The sequence below is a fragment of the Rhodococcus chondri genome, assembly GCF_036327435.1.
Classification (GTDB): Bacteria; Actinomycetota; Actinomycetes; order Mycobacteriales; family Mycobacteriaceae; genus Rhodococcus; species Rhodococcus chondri.
In genome coordinates this window covers 1-16,641 of record NZ_JAUZMZ010000108.1, presented here as the reverse complement: position 1 = coordinate 16,641, position 16,641 = coordinate 1, and the positions used below count along the sequence as shown (strand labels likewise).

20 protein-coding genes are annotated in these 16,641 nt (G+C 68.2%); 10 read left to right on the top strand and 10 right to left on the bottom strand.

Features of this window, described 5'->3' with window-relative positions:
• Positions 1–146, top strand: a 146-nt coding sequence (locus Q8814_RS17745) for a hypothetical protein (RefSeq protein WP_330153324.1), incomplete at its 5' end; no start/stop codon positions are given.
• 23 nt (positions 147–169) lie between these two features.
• Here Q8814_RS17745 and Q8814_RS17740 read toward each other — a convergent pair.
• From Q8814_RS17740 to Q8814_RS17730, 3 genes are all read right to left on the bottom strand, one after another.
• Positions 170–961 (bottom strand): FAD:protein FMN transferase, encoded by a 792-nt coding sequence (locus Q8814_RS17740; RefSeq protein WP_330153320.1) that lies wholly within the window; start codon positions 959–961, stop codon positions 170–172.
• Positions 962–1,047: 86 nt separating this feature from the next.
• On the bottom strand, positions 1,048–2,670 hold the full coding sequence (locus tag Q8814_RS17735; protein WP_330153323.1) for an acyl-CoA dehydrogenase family protein: 1,623 nt from the start codon (positions 2,668–2,670) through the stop codon (positions 1,048–1,050).
• Positions 2,670–3,278, bottom strand: coding sequence for a TetR/AcrR family transcriptional regulator (locus Q8814_RS17730; protein ID WP_330153319.1), 609 nt, complete (start codon positions 3,276–3,278; stop codon positions 2,670–2,672). The genes Q8814_RS17735 and Q8814_RS17730 overlap by 1 nt, the downstream gene beginning before the upstream one ends.
• Before the next feature lie 59 nt (positions 3,279–3,337).
• Here Q8814_RS17730 and Q8814_RS17725 point away from each other — a divergent pair, with 59 nt between their 5' ends.
• Positions 3,338–4,573 carry a hypothetical protein gene (locus Q8814_RS17725; protein WP_330153318.1) on the top strand — a complete coding sequence of 412 codons (1,236 nt, stop codon included), beginning with the start codon at positions 3,338–3,340 and terminating at the stop codon, positions 4,571–4,573.
• Between the two features lie 25 nt (positions 4,574–4,598).
• Here Q8814_RS17725 and Q8814_RS17720 read toward each other — a convergent pair whose 3' ends face one another.
• Positions 4,599–4,787, bottom strand: a complete 189-nt coding sequence (locus tag Q8814_RS17720; RefSeq protein ID WP_408015926.1) for a sigma factor-like helix-turn-helix DNA-binding protein — start codon at positions 4,785–4,787, stop codon at positions 4,599–4,601.
• Here Q8814_RS17720 and Q8814_RS17715 point away from each other — a divergent pair.
• Positions 4,740–5,243: a hypothetical protein gene (locus tag Q8814_RS17715; RefSeq protein ID WP_330153325.1), complete on the top strand. Its 504-nt coding sequence runs from the start codon at positions 4,740–4,742 to the stop codon at positions 5,241–5,243. The two genes, Q8814_RS17720 and Q8814_RS17715, sit on opposite strands and share 48 nt — an antisense overlap.
• A 192-nt stretch (positions 5,244–5,435) precedes the next feature.
• Positions 5,436–6,959 carry a carboxylesterase/lipase family protein gene (locus Q8814_RS17710; RefSeq protein ID WP_330153317.1) on the top strand — a complete coding sequence of 508 codons (1,524 nt, stop codon included), beginning with the start codon at positions 5,436–5,438 and terminating at the stop codon, positions 6,957–6,959.
• Here the strand turns inward: Q8814_RS17710 and Q8814_RS17705 are convergent.
• From Q8814_RS17705 to Q8814_RS17695, 3 genes are read right to left on the bottom strand one after another with little or no spacing between them, the layout of a single operon-like run.
• Entirely contained in the window at positions 6,943–7,269 is a 327-nt protein-coding gene (locus Q8814_RS17705) for a cupin domain-containing protein (protein ID WP_330153316.1), read from the bottom strand. The two genes, Q8814_RS17710 and Q8814_RS17705, sit on opposite strands and share 17 nt — an antisense overlap.
• 35 nt (positions 7,270–7,304) lie before the next feature.
• On the bottom strand, positions 7,305–7,802 hold the full coding sequence (locus Q8814_RS17700) for a dihydrofolate reductase (protein ID WP_330153315.1): 498 nt from the start codon (positions 7,800–7,802) through the stop codon (positions 7,305–7,307).
• The gene (locus tag Q8814_RS17695) at positions 7,799–8,599 is read right to left on the bottom strand and encodes a thymidylate synthase (protein ID WP_330153314.1); all 801 of its coding nucleotides are present in this window, start codon (positions 8,597–8,599) and stop codon (positions 7,799–7,801) included. Before Q8814_RS17695 ends, Q8814_RS17700 begins: the two co-directional genes overlap by 4 nt.
• Before the next feature lie 87 nt (positions 8,600–8,686).
• Here Q8814_RS17695 and Q8814_RS17690 point away from each other — a divergent pair, with 87 nt between their 5' ends.
• The 5 genes from Q8814_RS17690 (at position 8,687) to Q8814_RS17670 (ending at position 13,310) form a co-directional block, all read left to right on the top strand.
• Entirely contained in the window at positions 8,687–9,553 is an 867-nt protein-coding gene (locus tag Q8814_RS17690; protein ID WP_330153313.1) for an Fpg/Nei family DNA glycosylase, read from the top strand.
• Between the two features lie 28 nt (positions 9,554–9,581).
• A complete protein-coding gene (locus tag Q8814_RS17685; RefSeq protein ID WP_330153322.1) occupies positions 9,582–10,613 on the top strand; it encodes a tellurite resistance/C4-dicarboxylate transporter family protein in 1,032 nt (343 codons plus the stop codon).
• A 16-nt stretch (positions 10,614–10,629) separates the two neighbouring features.
• Positions 10,630–11,274 carry an alpha/beta hydrolase family protein gene (locus Q8814_RS17680; RefSeq protein WP_330153312.1) on the top strand — a complete coding sequence of 215 codons (645 nt, stop codon included), beginning with the start codon at positions 10,630–10,632 and terminating at the stop codon, positions 11,272–11,274.
• Positions 11,271–12,929: a sensor histidine kinase gene (locus Q8814_RS17675; RefSeq protein WP_330153311.1), complete on the top strand. Its 1,659-nt coding sequence runs from the start codon at positions 11,271–11,273 to the stop codon at positions 12,927–12,929. The genes Q8814_RS17680 and Q8814_RS17675 overlap by 4 nt, the downstream gene beginning before the upstream one ends.
• A gap of 153 nt (positions 12,930–13,082) precedes the next feature.
• Positions 13,083–13,310, top strand: a complete 228-nt coding sequence (locus tag Q8814_RS17670) for a DUF2188 domain-containing protein (protein ID WP_330153310.1) — start codon at positions 13,083–13,085, stop codon at positions 13,308–13,310.
• A gap of 30 nt (positions 13,311–13,340) precedes the next feature.
• Here the strand turns inward: Q8814_RS17670 and Q8814_RS17665 are convergent, their stop codons facing one another.
• Entirely contained in the window at positions 13,341–13,925 is a 585-nt protein-coding gene (locus tag Q8814_RS17665) for a TetR/AcrR family transcriptional regulator (protein ID WP_330153309.1), read from the bottom strand.
• 78 nt (positions 13,926–14,003) lie between these two features.
• Here Q8814_RS17665 and Q8814_RS17660 point away from each other — a divergent pair, with 78 nt between their 5' ends.
• Positions 14,004–15,182 (top strand): DUF418 domain-containing protein, encoded by a 1,179-nt coding sequence (locus Q8814_RS17660; protein ID WP_330153308.1) that lies wholly within the window; start codon positions 14,004–14,006, stop codon positions 15,180–15,182.
• Positions 15,183–15,235: 53 nt separating this feature from the next.
• Here the strand turns inward: Q8814_RS17660 and Q8814_RS17655 are convergent, their stop codons facing one another.
• Both Q8814_RS17655 and Q8814_RS17650 read right to left on the bottom strand, forming a co-directional pair.
• On the bottom strand, positions 15,236–15,709 hold the full coding sequence (locus tag Q8814_RS17655) for a hypothetical protein (RefSeq protein WP_330153307.1): 474 nt from the start codon (positions 15,707–15,709) through the stop codon (positions 15,236–15,238).
• Between the two features lie 100 nt (positions 15,710–15,809).
• Positions 15,810–16,490, bottom strand: coding sequence for a carboxylate-amine ligase (locus tag Q8814_RS17650; protein ID WP_330153321.1), 681 nt, complete (start codon positions 16,488–16,490; stop codon positions 15,810–15,812).
• Between the last annotated feature and the right edge of the window lie 151 nt (positions 16,491–16,641).

Sequence of the window (16,641 nt, the reverse complement as noted above, 5' to 3'; positions counted from 1 at the left end):
ATTCGTTCGATCAGTGGGGTGTCGAGCTCGGTAAGGTGCAGGCCACGCAACTGCAGCCGGCGGTGTCGGGGACGGGGCCGGTCTCGACCGGTGACGGTTCCACCGACGCCCTCATCGCCACCTACCGGCGGATGCGCGAGCGCTGACTCCGGGCCGATCCCGCCCGGGATCAGGCTGCTCGCGGACTCGACCAGGCACGTGTCGTGTGGATGCGGCCTCGGGTATCCACCAGCCGCGCCGCGAGTTCGTACTGCTCGAGCCACGACACCGCACCGATACCGCGGCGCAGCGCCGTCGCAGCGGCAGCATCCGCCCACACCGCGTCGGTCGCCATGACGCTGACCGTGTGCCACCGGTCGGTCTGCTCGTCGTCGGCCGTGTGCGATGCCAGCGCAGAGCCCGTGGGCAGTTCGACGACCGTGTGATCGGGCAGCGACACCTCCCAGCCGCCGGCCGGACCGTGTCCCGCGCTCGCCACCGTCGCGCCGATCTCCACCAGCACGCCGCATTCGAGGCTGCGCGCCACCAGCGCCGCGGCGCGGTCGACGGTGTCGGCGCGGGCCGTCGCGGTGATGTCCAGGCTCACGCCCCAGGGCGCGAGCACGGTCTCGCCGTCGAGTTGCACGTCGCGGTAGCTCGGCAGGGGATGAATCGGCGGGACGGACTCCAGGTCGAGCGCCGCATCGTCGCCGGCGAGCGGATTCACCGCACCGTCGGTCATGCGTGCCGCCCACAACGCGGATCGCAACAGCGCCGACAAGCGGGGGCTGACCTGCACCGGGGTGCCTTGCCCGAGGTTGACCGCGTGGATCTCGGCGTCGCCGCGCCGCAGATCGCACGCGGCCTCCGTCTCGGCGATCACCGACTTCACGAGCACTTCCGCCCGAGCGAGCGCGGCGCTCTCGGTGACCGCGAGCGCGATGTCTTCCCCCCACCCCCACCACTGGTTGCTACTGATCATGACGGGCTCCACCCGTAGTCGGATTCCGGGATGACCACTCCAGTATGCCTGGAGGCCGCACGGGTGAGGAGGCTCCGGATCGACGCTCAGATGCGCGACAGGATCGCCTCCGTATCCACCCCTGTCGGCAGTGTGCCCATCGCGATGCCCCAGTCGTCGTCGAGCCGGCTCGCGCAGAACGCATCGGCGACCGCCGGATGGCCGTGCCGGACCAGCTGCGCGCCCTGGAGCACCAGGGCCATCAATTCGACGACGCGGCGGGCGCGGTACTCGACGTTCTCGAGGTCGGCGAGTTCCTTACCCACGCGTGCGATCGCGTTGTCGAGCCTGCTGTCGGCACCTTCGGCAAGGCGGAGCTCGGCGAAGAATGCTTCGACGGTGTCGGGCTGCTTGACCATCGCGCGCAGCGCGTCGAGCGCGGCGACGTTGCCGGAGCCCTCCCAGATCGACATGAGCGGCGCCTCCCGGTACAGCCGCGGCATCCCCGATTCCTCGGCGTAGCCGTTGCCGCCGAGGCACTCGAGGGCTTCGGCGCTGTGGGCCGGGGCCCGTTTGCACACCCAGTACTTGGTGACGGCGAGGGCGATGCGGCGCAGCGCGGCTTCCTGCTCGTCGCCTCCCGCCCGGTCGGTGGCGCCGGCGAGCCGCATCATCATGGTGGTGGCGGCGTCGGACTCGACGATCAGGTCGCTGAGCACATTGCGCATGAGGGGCTGATCGGCGAGCAGCGCACCGAACGCCTTGCGGTGCCGCGCATGATGTACGGCCCGCACCGTGGCCATGCGCATACCGGTCGAGGAGCCGATCACGCAGTCGAGCCGGGTCATGTTCACCATCTCGATGATGGTGTTGACTCCCCGGCCTTCGGGTCCGACCGGCCAGCCGATCGCGCCCTGGTACTCGATTTCCGAGGACGCATTGGACTTGTTGCCCAGCTTGTCCTTGAGCCGCTGGATGCGGATGGGATTGCGGGTTCCGTCCGGGAGCACGCGCGGCAGCAGGAAGCAGGACAAGCCGTGCTCGGTCTGCGCGAGGGTGAGGAACACGTCGGACATCGGCGCGGAGGTGAACCACTTGTGCCCGACGATCGTGTACGAGCCGTCGGCGTTGGGGGTCGCCGTCGTGGTGTTGGCCCGCACGTCGGAGCCGCCCTGCTTCTCGGTCATCGACATGCCGGCGATCAGGCCGCGTTTCGTGGAGGGCTCGCGTAGACCGAAGTCGTAGTGCGGTGCCGCGAGCAACGGTTCGTATTGTGCCGCGAGGTCCGGGTTGTGTCGCAGTGCGGGAATCGCGGCGTAGGTCATGGAGATCGGGCACATGTGCCCGGCGTCGGCCTGCCCCCACACATAGAACTTGGCGGCGCGGGCCACGTGGGCGCCGGGCCGGTCGTCGCGCCACGGTGCGCCGTGCAGGCCGTGCTCGACGGCGACGGTCATCAGATCGTGCCAGTGCGGATGGAATTCGACCTCGTCGATGCGATTGCCGTAGCGGTCGTGGGTGTGCAGGACCGGCGGATACTCGTTGGCGAGGCGGCCCCATTCCTGGGCCTGCACGCCGCCGGCGAGCGCTCCGAGTTCGCGCACCTCGTCTTCGGCCCAGCTTCCGCCTTCGCGGTGGAGCCCTTCGAGGAGCGCCTTGTCGTCGGCTGCCTGATACGGCACGAGGTCGGGGACCTGGTTGAACACTTCGTGGGTTGCGGGGAAGGTCATCATTGCGCTCCTAACGCGCGAAGGGACAGTGCGACGAGGGCGGGAACCGTCTCGGGGGGTGTCGGCCCGGCATGCAGCGTTCCGGACTGCAGCGGGCCGGTGAGCACTTCGCCCACCGCTCCGACCAGTGCGGCCGCCGCCAGGTCGGCGTCCTGGGGTGGAAATTCACCAGTGGTGATGCCGTAGCGGATCGCGTCCGCGAACGCGCCCGCGAAAGCCCGGCGCAGTACGAGACGTTCGGCGTCGAGGGCTGCGTCCACCGGTTCGGCGAGCAGGGCATACGCGAGCGTGGGGTTGCGCAGGGCACGGTACGCGAACGTCTCGACCACGGCGCCGACACGGGTCGCGGCCGTTCCGTTGGCAGCGGCAGAGGTGACGGCGTCGACCTCCCGGCCGCACAGGTCGCGGAAGATGCTCACCATCAGCTCGGATTTGTCGGCGTAGTGCCGGTAGAGACTGCCGGTTGCGATGCCCGCGCGCTCGGCGACGGCGGAGATGGACAGCCCCTGATATCCGCGCTCGGTCAGCAACGCGACCGCGGCAGCAGCGATCGCCTGCCGTTGCGCGTCGAGTCGCTGCTGCACCGCAGGGGTTCGCCGGTAGGCCACAGCAAGGATTGAACCTCGATTCAGTCCTTCGGTCAACGGTCGGCGCTACGGTCGGTGCTGTGAATCGGCTCAGCGTGGTGGACGAGATCTTCCTGTACCGGCATCGTGGGTTCGGTCTGCCGACGGTGATGCAGGGTCTGTGGCGCACCGACGACATCGTCGACGCTCCCCTGCTCATCTCACTGCACGACGCACTCACCCAGGGCCCCTTGGGGCGACGCGTCGTGCGGTCCCGGGTGCCCGGCGCCCGCCCCCGCTTCGAACCGTCGACCGTGTCGTATCCGCTGCGCTACTCCACCGAGCCTCTGGCGGCCGACGGCATACTCCCGTGGGCCGATGCGCAGGCCGAGGTCGACGTCGACCCGGAACACGCACCCGGCTGGTCGCTGTCCGCGGCCACCACCGCAACCGGGGGCACCGCCGTTTCACTGGTGTGCTCACACGTGCTCACCGACGCCCGCGGACTCATCGCCGCCGTCACCGACGCGCTCGCCGGTCGCGTCGAACGGCCGACCGAGGACCGCGTATCCGACCTGCGCGACGCACTGCGCCTGGCCGGCCGGGTCGGCAGGGGCCTGCGGCACGTGCACCGGCGACAGGCACCCGAGGCCATGCCACCGCCGCGTCCCGTACGAAACCGGCCCCGTACCGCGCTGGTCGACATCGACGCGAATGCCTGGGATCGCACTGCCGAAACCGGCGAAGGCACCGCCAACTCACTTTTCCTGTCGATCGTCGCGGGTATCGCGCGTCGCGCCGGGATACCGTCGCCGCTGCGCATCGCGGTGCCCGTCGACGCCCATGCCACAGGTTCCGCTGCCGACTCACGCTCGAACGGTGTCACGATGACCGACGTCGTCGTCGACGCCGACGACACTCCCGCCACGATCCGCGCGAAAGCCGCCCGGGCATACCGCAAACCTCGCGAAAGTGCACCGTTCGGCATTCCCGACGAAATTCTCCAGCTCATGCCGGACCGGGTCGCCGGTCGCCTCGCCCAGGGCGCCGGGGAACGGGATCTGCTGTGTTCCAATATCGGCCGCGTTCCCCGGTTGCTCGACACGTTCGGTCCGCACCCCACCGTCGGACTCGCGATGCGCGCGATGCACCCCGGTCTCACCGCATCGCCCGCCGAAACGTCGACACGGCTGTCGGCCTACCTGAGTCGCCAACCCGACCGGTACACGCTCGCGCTGGTTGCGCTCGACGAAGACCACTTCCCCGACAGGTCGTCGTTACGGGCGCACGCCGAGGCAGAGTTCGCCGAGCGCGGACTGACGCCGCAGTACTGGTGACACAGCATCCGGTGAGTCGTCCCCATTACGGAGACGTGACCGATGAGGGAACAATCCGACGTCCGGGACCGGACCTCGAGCCTCGGTGCGTCGGTGTGAGCGCTTCCAGTAGGCGGGTACGTCCGCGGTTGATGCGGCTCTTGACCGTCTGCACCGGAATCTGTTGATGTTCGGCGATCTCGGCGTAGGTGAGCTGCGCGAACTCCCGCAGCACGACGGCGGCGCGGTAGTCCTCGGGAAGTTCGGCGAGCGCGCGCCGCACCGCGTCGACATCGACGACCGTGTCGGCGACGGCCGGGCCGGTACCGGTTGCGCGGTCGCGACCACCGCCCCGATCGGCAGTTCGTCCGCGGACGGGTCGGCCACATGCCGGCCGGCACTCGTCACCCAATCGGCCAGTTCGCTCCGCTCGATGGGCACACTGCGGTCGGCGAACAGCAATTCTGCCGAACCGGGGGGATGCCGATCGTCGGGCGGCACGAACCGCACCGCCGCGGAGGTGGTGACCTCGACCGCGGTGGGAGAGGCATCGATTTCGCCGATCAGCGCGTTGACGAGGGCGCTCTTGCCCCGCTCGATCTCGCCGACCACGACCACGGTGCGCCGAAGCGTCCCGGCCGCCGACGAAGCCTTGGCAAGGGCCAGGTCGGCGGTGCTGTTCAGCCCGTAGGCGCGAAGCACCTTCACGGACGCCTCCAGCACCGTGTCGACCCGGGAAGACGCGTCCTGCGTGGTAGCCACCGTCTCCGTCACCGCGCCCCCTCTCCTGCGCCGCTGCGACATTATCCGATCCGGGCGAAACGGTCGCGATCCGCACGCAGCGGACTGCCTCACCGTCGGCCCGTGACGTACAGTGCGCATCATGACGCCCGAGACCCTCGTCACATACGCGGACGGCGCCGTCCGCGGCACCCGGCTCGGAGACCTCGTCGCCTGGCGCGGTATCCCCTACGCCGCTCCCCCGGTCGGCCCGGGACGCCTGCGTGCTCCGCAGCCCGTCGAGCCGTGGGAGGGCGAACGCGACGCCACCCGCTTCGGAAACGCCGCCTGCCAGCATCCACGCGGGCTGACCATCGGGCCGGGCAAGCGCATCACCGCGGGCGAGGACTGCCTGACCCTGAACGTGCTCGCACCCGCGGGACGAACCCACGTGCCGCGGCCGGTCATGGTGTTCATCCACGGCGGCGCGTTCACACTCGGCACCACCGCGTTGTCGCTCTACAGCGGCGAGTCGCTCGTGCGGGACGGCGACGTCGTCTACGTGTCGGTGAACTACCGGCTCGGCGCGCTGGGTTTTCTCGATTTCAGCGAATTCTCCACGGACGAACACCGTTTCGACTCCAACATCGGTTTGCGGGATCAGGTTGCAGCCCTCGAGTGGGTGCAGCGCAACATCGCCGCCTTCGGCGGTGACCCCGCCAGCGTCACAATCTTCGGTGAGTCCGCGGGCGGGACCTCGGTCACCACACTGCTCGCGACACCGGCGGCGCGGGGACTGTTCGCGCGGGCCATCGCGCAGAGTCCGGCGCCGGGCCTGGTGAACGACGCCGCCCACGCCCGCGCCTGGAGCAGGAAATTCGTCGAGTTCCTCGGCGCCGGCTCCGACTCCGCAGCAGACGCGCTGCTCACCGCGACACCCGCCGAACTCGGCAGGGCCGGTTCGAAACTCGGCGCGGCGGTGCTGCGTGAGACGCCGGGACTGCACGCGTTCGGGCCGGTCGTCGACGGCGAGTTCGTGCCACTCCCCCCGCTCGAAGCGTACGAGACCGGCGCGGCGCACCCCGTGCCGCTTCTCATCGGCACCAACGACCGCGAAGGTGCGCTGTTCCCCAGGTTCCTCGACGCGCTACCCACCAATTCGGAACGCATCGACCGGATGTTCGCGCACACCGACCCCGAGGCCGGGAAACGAGTGGTCACCGCCTACCCCGGATATCCGTCGGAGCGCGCCGCGGTCGACCTCGGCGGCGACCTCACCTTCTGGTATCCCTCGCTGCAGATCGCGGAGGCCCACTCGCAGTACGCACCCACCTACAGCTACCGCTTCGACTACGCGCCGCGGCTGTTGCGCTGGACCGGATTCGACGCCACCCACGCACTCGAACTGCTCGCCGTGTTCGACCAGGCCGACGAACTGTTCGGACGTCTGCTCACCTTCGCGGGTGGACGCCGCGGGCTGCGCACGGTGTCGGCGACCGTTCAGCGACACTGGCTGAGCTTCGCGCGGGACGGCGAACCTCTGCCCTCGTGGCCCCCGTACTACGAGAAGGACCGGGCCACCCTGATATTGGACGTTCCGTCCCGGCTCGAACACGACCCGCGCCGGGAACGTCGCCTGGCGTGGGAGGGCTACAACGGTTACCGGGGCGTCACATCGATACCGTGAGCAGAAACGCGACATCCTCGACGGCCGAGACGCTGTGCCGCTGGGGAGGGAGGATCAACAGATCGCCCGCCGACCCCTTCCACGACTTCTCGCCCGCGACCAGGGACAACTGCCCACTGAGCACCTGAAGGGTCGCCTCGCCGGGGCTGTCGTGTTCAGCGAGCTCGCGACCGGCCAGCAGTGCCACGACGGTCTGCCGCAGATGCTTGGTGTGCCCACCGAAAACCGTCTGCGAGCTCCGGCCACTGTTCGAGGTCGCGGCCAGTTTCAATTGCTGCCGTGCCAGTGCGGTGAGGGAAAGCTTGTCCATGGTCGAAAGTATGGCCCACCCGCGGGGGCATGCACTCAGCTTCGCGCGTACCGGACCCAGCGGAACCGGATTCGGGTGGTCGATTCGGTCCACTGTCCCGGATCGAGAACGTCCCATTCCGGGCCGATCTCCGGCGCGTACGAATCGCCGTCGACCTCGAGGTCGATTTCGGTCACGAGCAACTGCGTCGCGTGCGGCAGCGCCAGCGCATAGATCTGGCCGCCCCCCATCACGACGGTGTCCACCGAGGCGGTACGCGCGAGAGCCAGCGCCGCATCGACACCGTCGGCGGTCTCGGCTCCTTCCGCGGCCCATTCCGGGTCGCGGGTGACGACGATGTTCCGCCGGCCCGGCAGCGGCCGGAACTTCGGAGGCAGTGAATCCCAGGTGAGCCGGCCCATGACGACGGGCTTGCCGAGCGTGGCGTTCTTGAAGAAGGCCATGTCTTCGGGCAGGTGCCACGGAATCGCACCGTCGCGCCCGATCACGCCGCCGCGGGCCTGCGCCCAGATCAGGGTGACGTGGTCGCTCACACCGCCACCGGCGCCTTGATGGCCGGGTGATGCCGGTAGCCGACGATCTCGACATCGTCGAATTCGTAGTCGAAGAGCGAATCCCGCCGACGCAGCTGCAGGGCCGGGTACGGGTACGCCCGGCGGGTGAGTTGCTCGGTGACCTGTTCGACGTGGTTGTCGTAGATGTGGCAGTCGCCGCCCGTCCAGATGAACTCGCCGACTTCGAGGCCGGTCTGCTGCGCGACCATGTGGGTGAGCAGCGCGTAGCTCGCGATATTGAACGGCACACCGAGGAACAGGTCGGCGCTGCGCTGGTAGAGCTGGCAGCTGAGCTTGCCGTCCGCCACGTAGAACTGGAAGAACGCGTGGCACGGCATCAGCGCCATGTCGTCGAGGTCGGCGACGTTCCAGGCCGAGACGATCATGCGACGTGAGTCGGGATTGCTGCGGATGGTGTCGACGACCTGGCTGATCTGATCGATGTGCCGGCCGTCGGGGGTGGGCCACGACCGCCACTGCACGCCGTAGACGGGCCCGAGCTCGCCGTCCGCGTCGGCCCATTCGTCCCAGATGGTGACGCCGTGGTCGCGCAACCACTGCACATTCGAGTCGCCGCGCAGGAACCACAGCAGCTCGTACACGATGGACTTCACGTGCACCTTTTTCGTGGTGATCAGCGGAAAGCCCTGGGACAGGTCGAAACGCATCTGGTGGCCGAACAGGCTGCGTGTGCCGGTACCGGTGCGATCCGCCTTGGGGGTGCCGGTGTCGAGGACGAGGCGCAGAAGATCTTCGTAAGGGGTCGGCACAGTCACGGCACGTAGTCTAGGCGGCTGCGCCGCCCGTGCGCGCTTCCGGTAGTTACCGCTGCCGGAAGCGCGCACGGGTCGTAGCCTGATCGCATGCCCGAGCTCCCCGAGGTGGAAGCGTTGGCCGTGTTCCTGCGAGAACACGCCGTCGGTTCGGTGGTGGGCCGCGTGGACGTGGCCGCGCTCAGCGTCCTGCAGACCGCAGATCCGCCGATCACCGCCCTTCAGGGCCGGGACATCACCGCCGCGGCCCGGTTCGGGAAATTTCTCGCGATCGACTGCGGCGGACTGTGGATGCTCACGCACCTGTCGCGGGCGGGGTGGCTGCGGTGGATCGACGAACCTTCGCCGACCCCACCGAAACTCGGCAAGGGACCGCTGGCGATGCGGGTGCACCTGTTCGCCCCGGATGCGACCACCCCCGCATTCGATCTCACCGAAGCCGGCACCAAGAAGCGGCTCGCGGTGTGGGTCGTCGACGATCCGCACCACGTTCCCGGGGTCGCGCGACTGGGCCCGGACGCGCTCGCCGTCACCGCCGACGAATTCGCCGCCCGGCTGGCCGGCGGTACGTCGCGCCTGAAAACGTTGCTGACCGATCAGTCGGTGCTGGCCGGTATCGGCAACGCGTATTCCGACGAGATCCTCCACGTGGCGCAACTGTCGCCGTTCGCCACCGCCGGCCGGCTCACCGACGAGCAGATCGGCGCGCTGTACGACGCGATGCGGTCGGTGCTCACCGACGCCGTCGAACGCTCGGTGGGACAGGCCGCCGCCCGCCTGAAAGGCGAGAAACGGTCGGGGCTGCGTGTGCATGCGCGGACGGGACTGCCGTGCCCGGTGTGCGGCGACACGGTGCGCGAGGGGGCGTACGCCGAGCGCGCCTTCCAATACTGCACCACCTGTCAGACGGGCGGGAAGATCCTCGCGGACCGCCGGATGTCGCGACTGCTCAAGTAACCTCCCGGGCGTGGACTTCTCGACTCGGATGCTGCGCGCGATCCGGACGCTCAACCCCGGATACTTCGCTCTCGTCATGAGCAGCGGCATCGTTTCGATCGGGCTGCACCTGCAGGACTTCACGGTGGCGTCGAACGTGCTGATGCTCGTGTCGGTCGCAGCCTACGCGGCGTTGGTGCTGTTCTCGGCCTGGCGCGTCGCGGCATTCCGCACGGCTGTGCGCGACGACATGACCGATTCGAGCCGGGCCTTCGGGTTCTTCACCTTCATCGCCGGCAGCAACGTGCTCGGCGTGCGGCTGATGATGGGCGGATGGCATTCGACGGCGGCGGTTCTCCTCGCCGTCGGCGCGCTGACCTGGCTCGTCCTCGGCTACGTGGTGCCGTGGACAGCGGTACTCGGCACCGAGCAGCGTCCGGTGCTCGCGAAGGCCAACGGCACCTGGTTTGTCTGGGTCGTCGCCAGCGAATCCGTGGCGGTGGCGGCTGCCACGCTGCAACCCGTCTACCGCGAGCTGCACCGGCTGCTGGCCGCGGTCGCGGTGTTCTCGTGGGCCGTGGGCCTGTTCCTGTACGCGGCGGCCGGGATCTTCGTCGCCGCCCGCTTGATGCAGTACCCGCTGAAACCGACCGAGCTGACCGCCCCGTACTGGGTGTCGATGGGCGCCTGCTCGATCACGGTGGTGGCCGGAGCCCGGATCCTCGAGATGGCCGACGCGCCCATGGTCGCGGCCACCCGCGGGATGATCGGAGGCCTCGCCGTGGTGAGCTGGGCGTTCGCGACCTGGCTATTTCCTCCCCTGATCGCAGCAGGCTGGTGGCGTCACCGGACCAACCGCGTCCCGCTGTCCTACGACTCGTCGCTGTGGTCGATCGTGTTCCCCCTGGGCATGTACGCCGTGGCCGGCATGTACCTGGGGCAGGCCGACGACCTGCCCCTGGTCGGCGCGGTCGGCGCGGTGGAACTGTGGCTCGCGGTCGGCGCCTGGGCACTCGTCTTCGTCGCAATGGTGCGGCACGTGTGGAAGACGGTGCTGTGGCCGTCACCCGCGTCGGCCTGACCGATACCGTGTCGGTGTGAGTTCCGAACTGCTCGACACCGGCTCCGTGCGCGGCCGCCTGCATATGCCCCGGGGTGCGCCCCGCGGCGCCGTCGCGCTGACGCACGGGGCGGGCGGCAACAGCGATTCGACGATTCTGCAGCTCATGTGCGACCGGTTCGCCCAGCACGGGTTCGCCGCACTGCGCTACGACCTGCCCTTTCGTCGCCGCAACCCGAAGGGACCGCCGCAACCGTCCCGCGCCGCCGAGGACCGGGCAGGCATCGCCGACGCCGCCACCCGCCTGCGGGAGCACACCGACGGGCCGCTGCTGCTCGGCGGTGTCTCCTACGGCGGCCGGCAGACGTCGATGCTCGCGGCCGAAGAACCGCACCTCGCGGAGGGGCTCGTGCTGCTGTCGTATCCGCTGCACCCGCCGGGCAAACCGGACAAGGCCCGCACCGAACATCTGCCGAGCATCTCGATGCCGTCGGTTTTCGTGCACGGAGACCGCGACCCGTTCGGCACCCTCGACGAACTGCGCCGCGCCCTGTCGCTGATCCCGGCCCCGACGGCGCTCGTGGAGGTCGCGGGCGCTGCGCACGATCTGGGCCGCGCGAAGACCGACCCGTCGGCCACGGCAGTGCCGCGCGCCCTGGACCTGATAGGTGGTGCCGCATGACCGACGGAACCGATTCGAGCATCGAGACGCTGCTGTCCGAGATCCGCGAGCGCCTCGTCGACCGCGTGTCGACGCCCGCCACCCTGCGAGGACTGCTCGAAGCCGTGCTGGTGGTGGGATCGGGTCTCGAACTGGACTCGATGCTGCAGCGGATCGTCACCTCCGCGACGTCGCTGCTCGACGCCAGGTATGGAGCACTCGGCGTACGCGCGGCGGACGGCGGCCTGTCGGAGTTCGTCTACGTCGGGATCACGCCGGAAGAACGCGGCCGGATGGATCACCTGCCCGAGGGCCTCGGACTGCTCGGATTGCTCATCAACGATCCGCGGCCGGTGCGCGTCGCGGACCTGTCGCAGCATCCGTCGTCCATCGGCTTCCCACCGAACCACCCACCGATGAAGAGCTTTCTCGGAACGCCGATCATGGTGCGCGGCAAGGTTTTCGGAAGCATCTACCTCACCGAGAAACTCGGCGCACCGGAATTCACGGAGGAGGACGAGATCATCCTCAAGGTCCTCGCCACCTCGGCCGGCATGGCCGTCGACAACGCCCGGCTCTTCGAAAGTGCCCTGACCCGCGAACGCTGGCTCACCGCAATGGCATCGGTCAACGCCCGGCTACTGGTGGGCGGTTCGGTCGACGAGACGCTGGACCTGCTCACCGGGCAGGTTCGCGAACTCGCACACTGCGCCGGCGCATACGTGGTACTCGTCGAGGGCACGCACGGCACTGTTCGCGCCGCGTCCCCCGCCGTCCCCACCACCGACGGCGCACGCGTCGACCTCACGGATTCTCCTGTGCTGCAAGCGCTGAAGATGCGGCGTGCTGTGCTGCCCGAGAGCCTCGCCGGACTGCCGTCGGCAGGGCAGGGTGATGCCGGGCATGCGGTGGTGCTGCCGCTGTCCGCGACCGCGACGGTCACCGGCGTACTGATCGTCACGCGTCCTCCCGGGTCGGATCCGTGGGAGGACGAGGACGTCGCGCGCCTCGAAACGATGGCGAATCTGGCTGCGGTCGCGCTGGAATTCACGGAACAGCAGCGCAGAAAACGCTTGCTCGACGTTCTGGCCGACCGCGACCGGATCGCGCAAGACCTGCACGACAACGTGATCCAGCGCCTCTTCGCGACCGGCATGAGCCTGCAGAGCGCCATGATCCCCGACGCGGGCGCCGACCGGATCGTCGATGTCGTGCAGCGTGCGGTCGAGCAACTCGACCGCACTGTCCGTGAAATCCGCACCACCATCTTCGATCTGCACACCTCGGGAGCCGCCGCCTCCACCAGTCTGCGGCGTCGGCTGCTCGATGTCGTCGGTGACCTCACGATCCAGTCGTCGGTGACACCGAACGTCCAATTCGTGGGCCCGATCGACACCCTCGTCCCCAGTCGGCTCCACGCCCACGCAGAGGCGGTCCTGAGAGAAGGGATCAGCAACGCCCTGCGGCATTCCCAGGCGGAGAACATCTCGGTGGCCGTCTCGGTGCAGGATGCTTTCAGCATCGAAATCGTCGACGACGGCATCGGACTTTCCGCGGTGTCGCGCCGCAGCGGACTCGCCAACCTCGAGCGTCGGGCGCAGCAGTGCGGCGGTTCGTTCGCTATCGGGTCCGCCGACGACGGAGGCACCCGCGTGTGCTGGGAAGCTCCCGTCTGAGGCACCCGGGCGAGAACGCAGGTCCGCCCCCGGAGACGGGAAGCGGCGACGACGACCACGGCACACCACTCGCCTACAGGCCACCCGAGCGGAAGGTTCGAGCGAGCACATCACGGGTACGCATGAGCAACAGAGTGCGAGAAGGGAGTGGTCATGCCTACAGGTGATGTCGAGACGTTCCATCAGGACGGAAGCTGGCACAACAGGATCGAAGGCCAGGACGGAAGCACCTTCGGAACGCACAAGACAAGAGACGAAGCGATCCGCGAAGGACGCGAGGAGGCGCGCCGGCGCAAGGTCGAGCACATCATCCACAACTTCGACGGCACCATCGGGGAGCGCAACACCTACGGCCAGGACCCCCGCAACATAAAGGGGTGACACCGCCGAGTGCCCGGCGGTTCGTGCCGGTCAGGCCAGGGTGCGCAGATGATCCGCGATCATCCGTTGCGCGGTCTGCGGAGTGTCGGTGTCGCCGAGCAGTACGTGCATCGCGGCGCCGTCGATGAGGGCATGCAGTCGCATGGCTTCGGCATCGAGGTCGCAGGTGGACGCAATGAGCCCTTCCCGGGCGAGCCCGGCCAGGATGCGCGTGCACCCGGTGCGTAGTTTTCGCTGAGCGTCGAGACCGATCTCGGTGAGCATGGGATGGGCGGGGCCTTCGGCGATCAAGGCGAGGTTGACTTCCATCTCGGAGCGACGACGCTCGTCGAGCGGCAGAAATTCGTCGAGTATCGCAAGAGCCCGCTCCCACGGATCGGCGACGGCGAGGTGCGCTTCGACGCGTGCGAGCACCCGTTCCTGGACCAGCCGCATCGAGTACGCGAGAAGTTCTGTCTTGCTGGCAAATACATGCCGCAGTGAACCCGTCGACAGTCCGGCTTCGGCGGCGACGTCACGTACCGACACCGCACCCACGCCGTCGCGCTGAATCACGCGCCATACGGCCTCGGCGATCTCCTGCTGCCTCTGGTCGCGATCGATGAGCTTGGGCACACGTCCATATTAGCACGAGTGTGCTAGCATAGCTTGTTGCTAACACATCCGTGCTAACAAGGTGGAATCGAGCAGCTCATGACCTCACTTCCCCTGAGCCCACGCCGCTATATCGCTCTCGATGTCATGCGTGGCGCGGCCATCCTGGGCACCCTGGCCACCAACATCTGGATTTTCACCAATGCCGAGGGGCTGATCGGTTACATCAACGGCACCGGCGGCGCCACCGGCGGGTGGGCGCCGGCGCAGGCCGTGCTTCAGCAACTCGCCCAGGGAAAGTTCCTGGGCCTGCTCACGCTCATGTTCGGCATCGGATTGGCCATCCAGCAACGTTCCGCGGCGCGGCGAGGGCTACGCTGGCCGGGCGGTTATCCCTGGCGCGCAGCGTTACTCATGATCGATGGACTGGTGCACTTCTTTCTGTTCACCGAGTTCGACGTCCTCACCGGCTATGCGGTGACCGGCCTGATCGTGGCCTTCGTACTCACCACCGGCATCCGTGCGCAACGCATCTGGATCGGGTGCGCCCTCGGCATCCATGCCGCCATGCTCGCACTGCTCGTCCTGGCACTGTCATCCGCGCCCCCGCCGCAATCCGGGCCGTTGTCGCCGAACCCGTACGCGGACGGCACCTTCTGGGACCTCGTCGCCTTCCGCGTCGACAACCTGGCGCTGTTCCGACTCGAGGTCGTGTTCATCCTGCCGCTGTCGATTGCGCTGTTCCTCGTCGGTGCACATCTTTTCGGCGCCCGCATCCTCGATCCCGACCGCGCCACGCTGCGACGGCGGCTGATGGTCGCAGGCCTCGCCGTGGCGCTTCCGCTCGACTTCGCGCTCGGACTCTTCGGCGGCGACGCCGGACTTCTCGCAGGCAGGTACGGGACGGCACCGGCGGTCGCGCTCGGCATGCTGGCCGCGATCGCGCATCGCTACGCGAACGGCCGCAAGCCCGGCACGGCCGGTCGCGGACTCTCGTATGTGGGACGCACGGCACTGAGTTGCTATGTGCTGCAGAACATCCTGTGTTCGATCGTCTGCTACGGGTGGGGTTTCGGGCTCGCCGCGCGGTTGGACGGGAGCACCGTCGTTCCGGCGACGGTGGTCTTGTTCGGTGTCGTAGCCCTCATTTTGATCATGGTGTCGCGACTGTGGTTGCGCCGGTTCGAGCGCGGGCCTCTCGAAACACTCACCCACCTTGCCTATCAGCGACTCACTCGATCGGACAGTGAGCAGAAACGGGTCCGGACGACCGCCTGACCGCAGCTTCCGCAGGCGCTGTGGATTCGCATGTCGCTGTGCAGGTCAGGATGTCACTTCAAGACCTTCCGAACGGCGGAGAACATCGGGCTGCTGACCGAGGTGACCAGCGAGACGTGCGCCCGGGTCAACCGGTCGATCCAACCGAGTCCGCTCATGGCTCCGACCCGCTGCTCCACCGCCAGGAGGATCCCCAGGGCGGTCTCGTAGGTGTCGATCATCAGAGTGCCGGTCTGCTTGGCGGGCGCGAGGAGACCTCCACCGGGGAAACCGGACTGTCCGGCAGGCCGCCCGGCGGCCGCGGCCGGACCGGAGTCGGCTTCGGGTTTGTGCTCGGTGATGCCCAGGGCGATCGCGGCACCGAGTTCACTGATCTCACTCGCGGCGTCGGCAGCGAGCTCGAGTTCGCTTTCATCGTCGGGTTCGCTCAGGGGCGGGCCGACTCGCGGGGAAGCCAGCACCGTCTCGTGCGTCGTCGACGAAGTCTTGGAGTTCTTCGGTTCCTGGGGTGTCGAGGGGGACATCATCTGTCGCCTCCGGAGGTCGCGCGTGGTCACCGACCTTTCGACGGTAGCAAGATACCTGCCTCCTCGAAGCGGACCCGAGGACACAGGCACAGCACGGAGATCACCGCGGACGTACGGTAACCACGTCGAGCACATCTGCCACGGTGCCTGCACGCAGCGCACGTCTCTGCCGGCGGGCACCGTTACCGAGGGCATGAACCGACTCGAGCGCGTTCCGCGCGGCGGTGTAGTCACCGGTCTCTTCCAATGCTGCCCGGATATGGGCAAGCAGCCGCGACAGCAGAATAGACGCGGGAACTACCTGCCGGCTCCTCACATCGACGCCGTCTCCGTCCAAACCGTAGCGGGCAGCCCGCCAATACGCGGCCCGGAGAACCTCGGGGTCGACGGGCGGGGCGAGTTCGCCGCGCGCGAGCGATGCTTGTGCGGTGACAACCAGTCCCCGCACCAGGGTCGCCAACAGGATGGTTTCCTGCACGGTGGCGGGAACGTCACTGACCCGTATCTCGATGGTGGGCTGGTGCGCGGACAACCGGATATCCCAATAGACCATTGCGGTATCGAGGATGCTCCCGTAGTCCAGCATGGTCGCGATCACTTCGTCGTAGTGGCGCGCCGACCGGAAGTGCGGCGGCGGTCCCGCGCTCGGCCACCGGGTCCACAGCATGTGCCGCCAGCTCGCGTACCCGGTGTCGCGGCCGAGGATGACAGGCGAATTCGCAGTCAAAGCCAGTAATGCGGGGATCCACGGTCGAAGATGATTGCTCACCAGCACTGCGATGTCACGGTCGGGAGCTGCGATGTGGGGTTGCGTCCATCAGAGTGGTGTAGAAGCCGGAGCTCAATGAGCTGACCGGCGTGTCGTAACCGGACGAAAGACGGTCACCGCGTGATTCTTCGAGAGAGCTACCAACTCGACTCGACGAAAGAGC

Coding starts and splice junctions, on each gene's coding strand:
- Q8814_RS17740 (WP_330153320.1), bottom strand. CDS start 961: ATGATCAGTAGCAACCAGTGGTGGGGGTGGGGGGAAGACATCGCGCTC.
- Q8814_RS17735 (WP_330153323.1), bottom strand. CDS start 2,670: ATGACCTTCCCCGCAACCCACGAAGTGTTCAACCAGGTCCCCGACCTC.
- Q8814_RS17715 (WP_330153325.1), top strand. CDS start 4,740: ATGTTCGGCGATCTCGGCGTAGGTGAGCTGCGCGAACTCCCGCAGCAC.
- Q8814_RS17710 (WP_330153317.1), top strand. CDS start 5,436: ATGACGCCCGAGACCCTCGTCACATACGCGGACGGCGCCGTCCGCGGC.
- Q8814_RS17705 (WP_330153316.1), bottom strand. CDS start 7,269: ATGGACAAGCTTTCCCTCACCGCACTGGCACGGCAGCAATTGAAACTG.
- Q8814_RS17690 (WP_330153313.1), top strand. CDS start 8,687: ATGCCCGAGCTCCCCGAGGTGGAAGCGTTGGCCGTGTTCCTGCGAGAA.
- Q8814_RS17685 (WP_330153322.1), top strand. CDS start 9,582: ATGCTGCGCGCGATCCGGACGCTCAACCCCGGATACTTCGCTCTCGTC.
- Q8814_RS17675 (WP_330153311.1), top strand. CDS start 11,271: ATGACCGACGGAACCGATTCGAGCATCGAGACGCTGCTGTCCGAGATC.
- Q8814_RS17670 (WP_330153310.1), top strand. CDS start 13,083: ATGCCTACAGGTGATGTCGAGACGTTCCATCAGGACGGAAGCTGGCAC.
- Q8814_RS17660 (WP_330153308.1), top strand. CDS start 14,004: ATGACCTCACTTCCCCTGAGCCCACGCCGCTATATCGCTCTCGATGTC.
- Q8814_RS17655 (WP_330153307.1), bottom strand. CDS start 15,709: ATGATGTCCCCCTCGACACCCCAGGAACCGAAGAACTCCAAGACTTCG.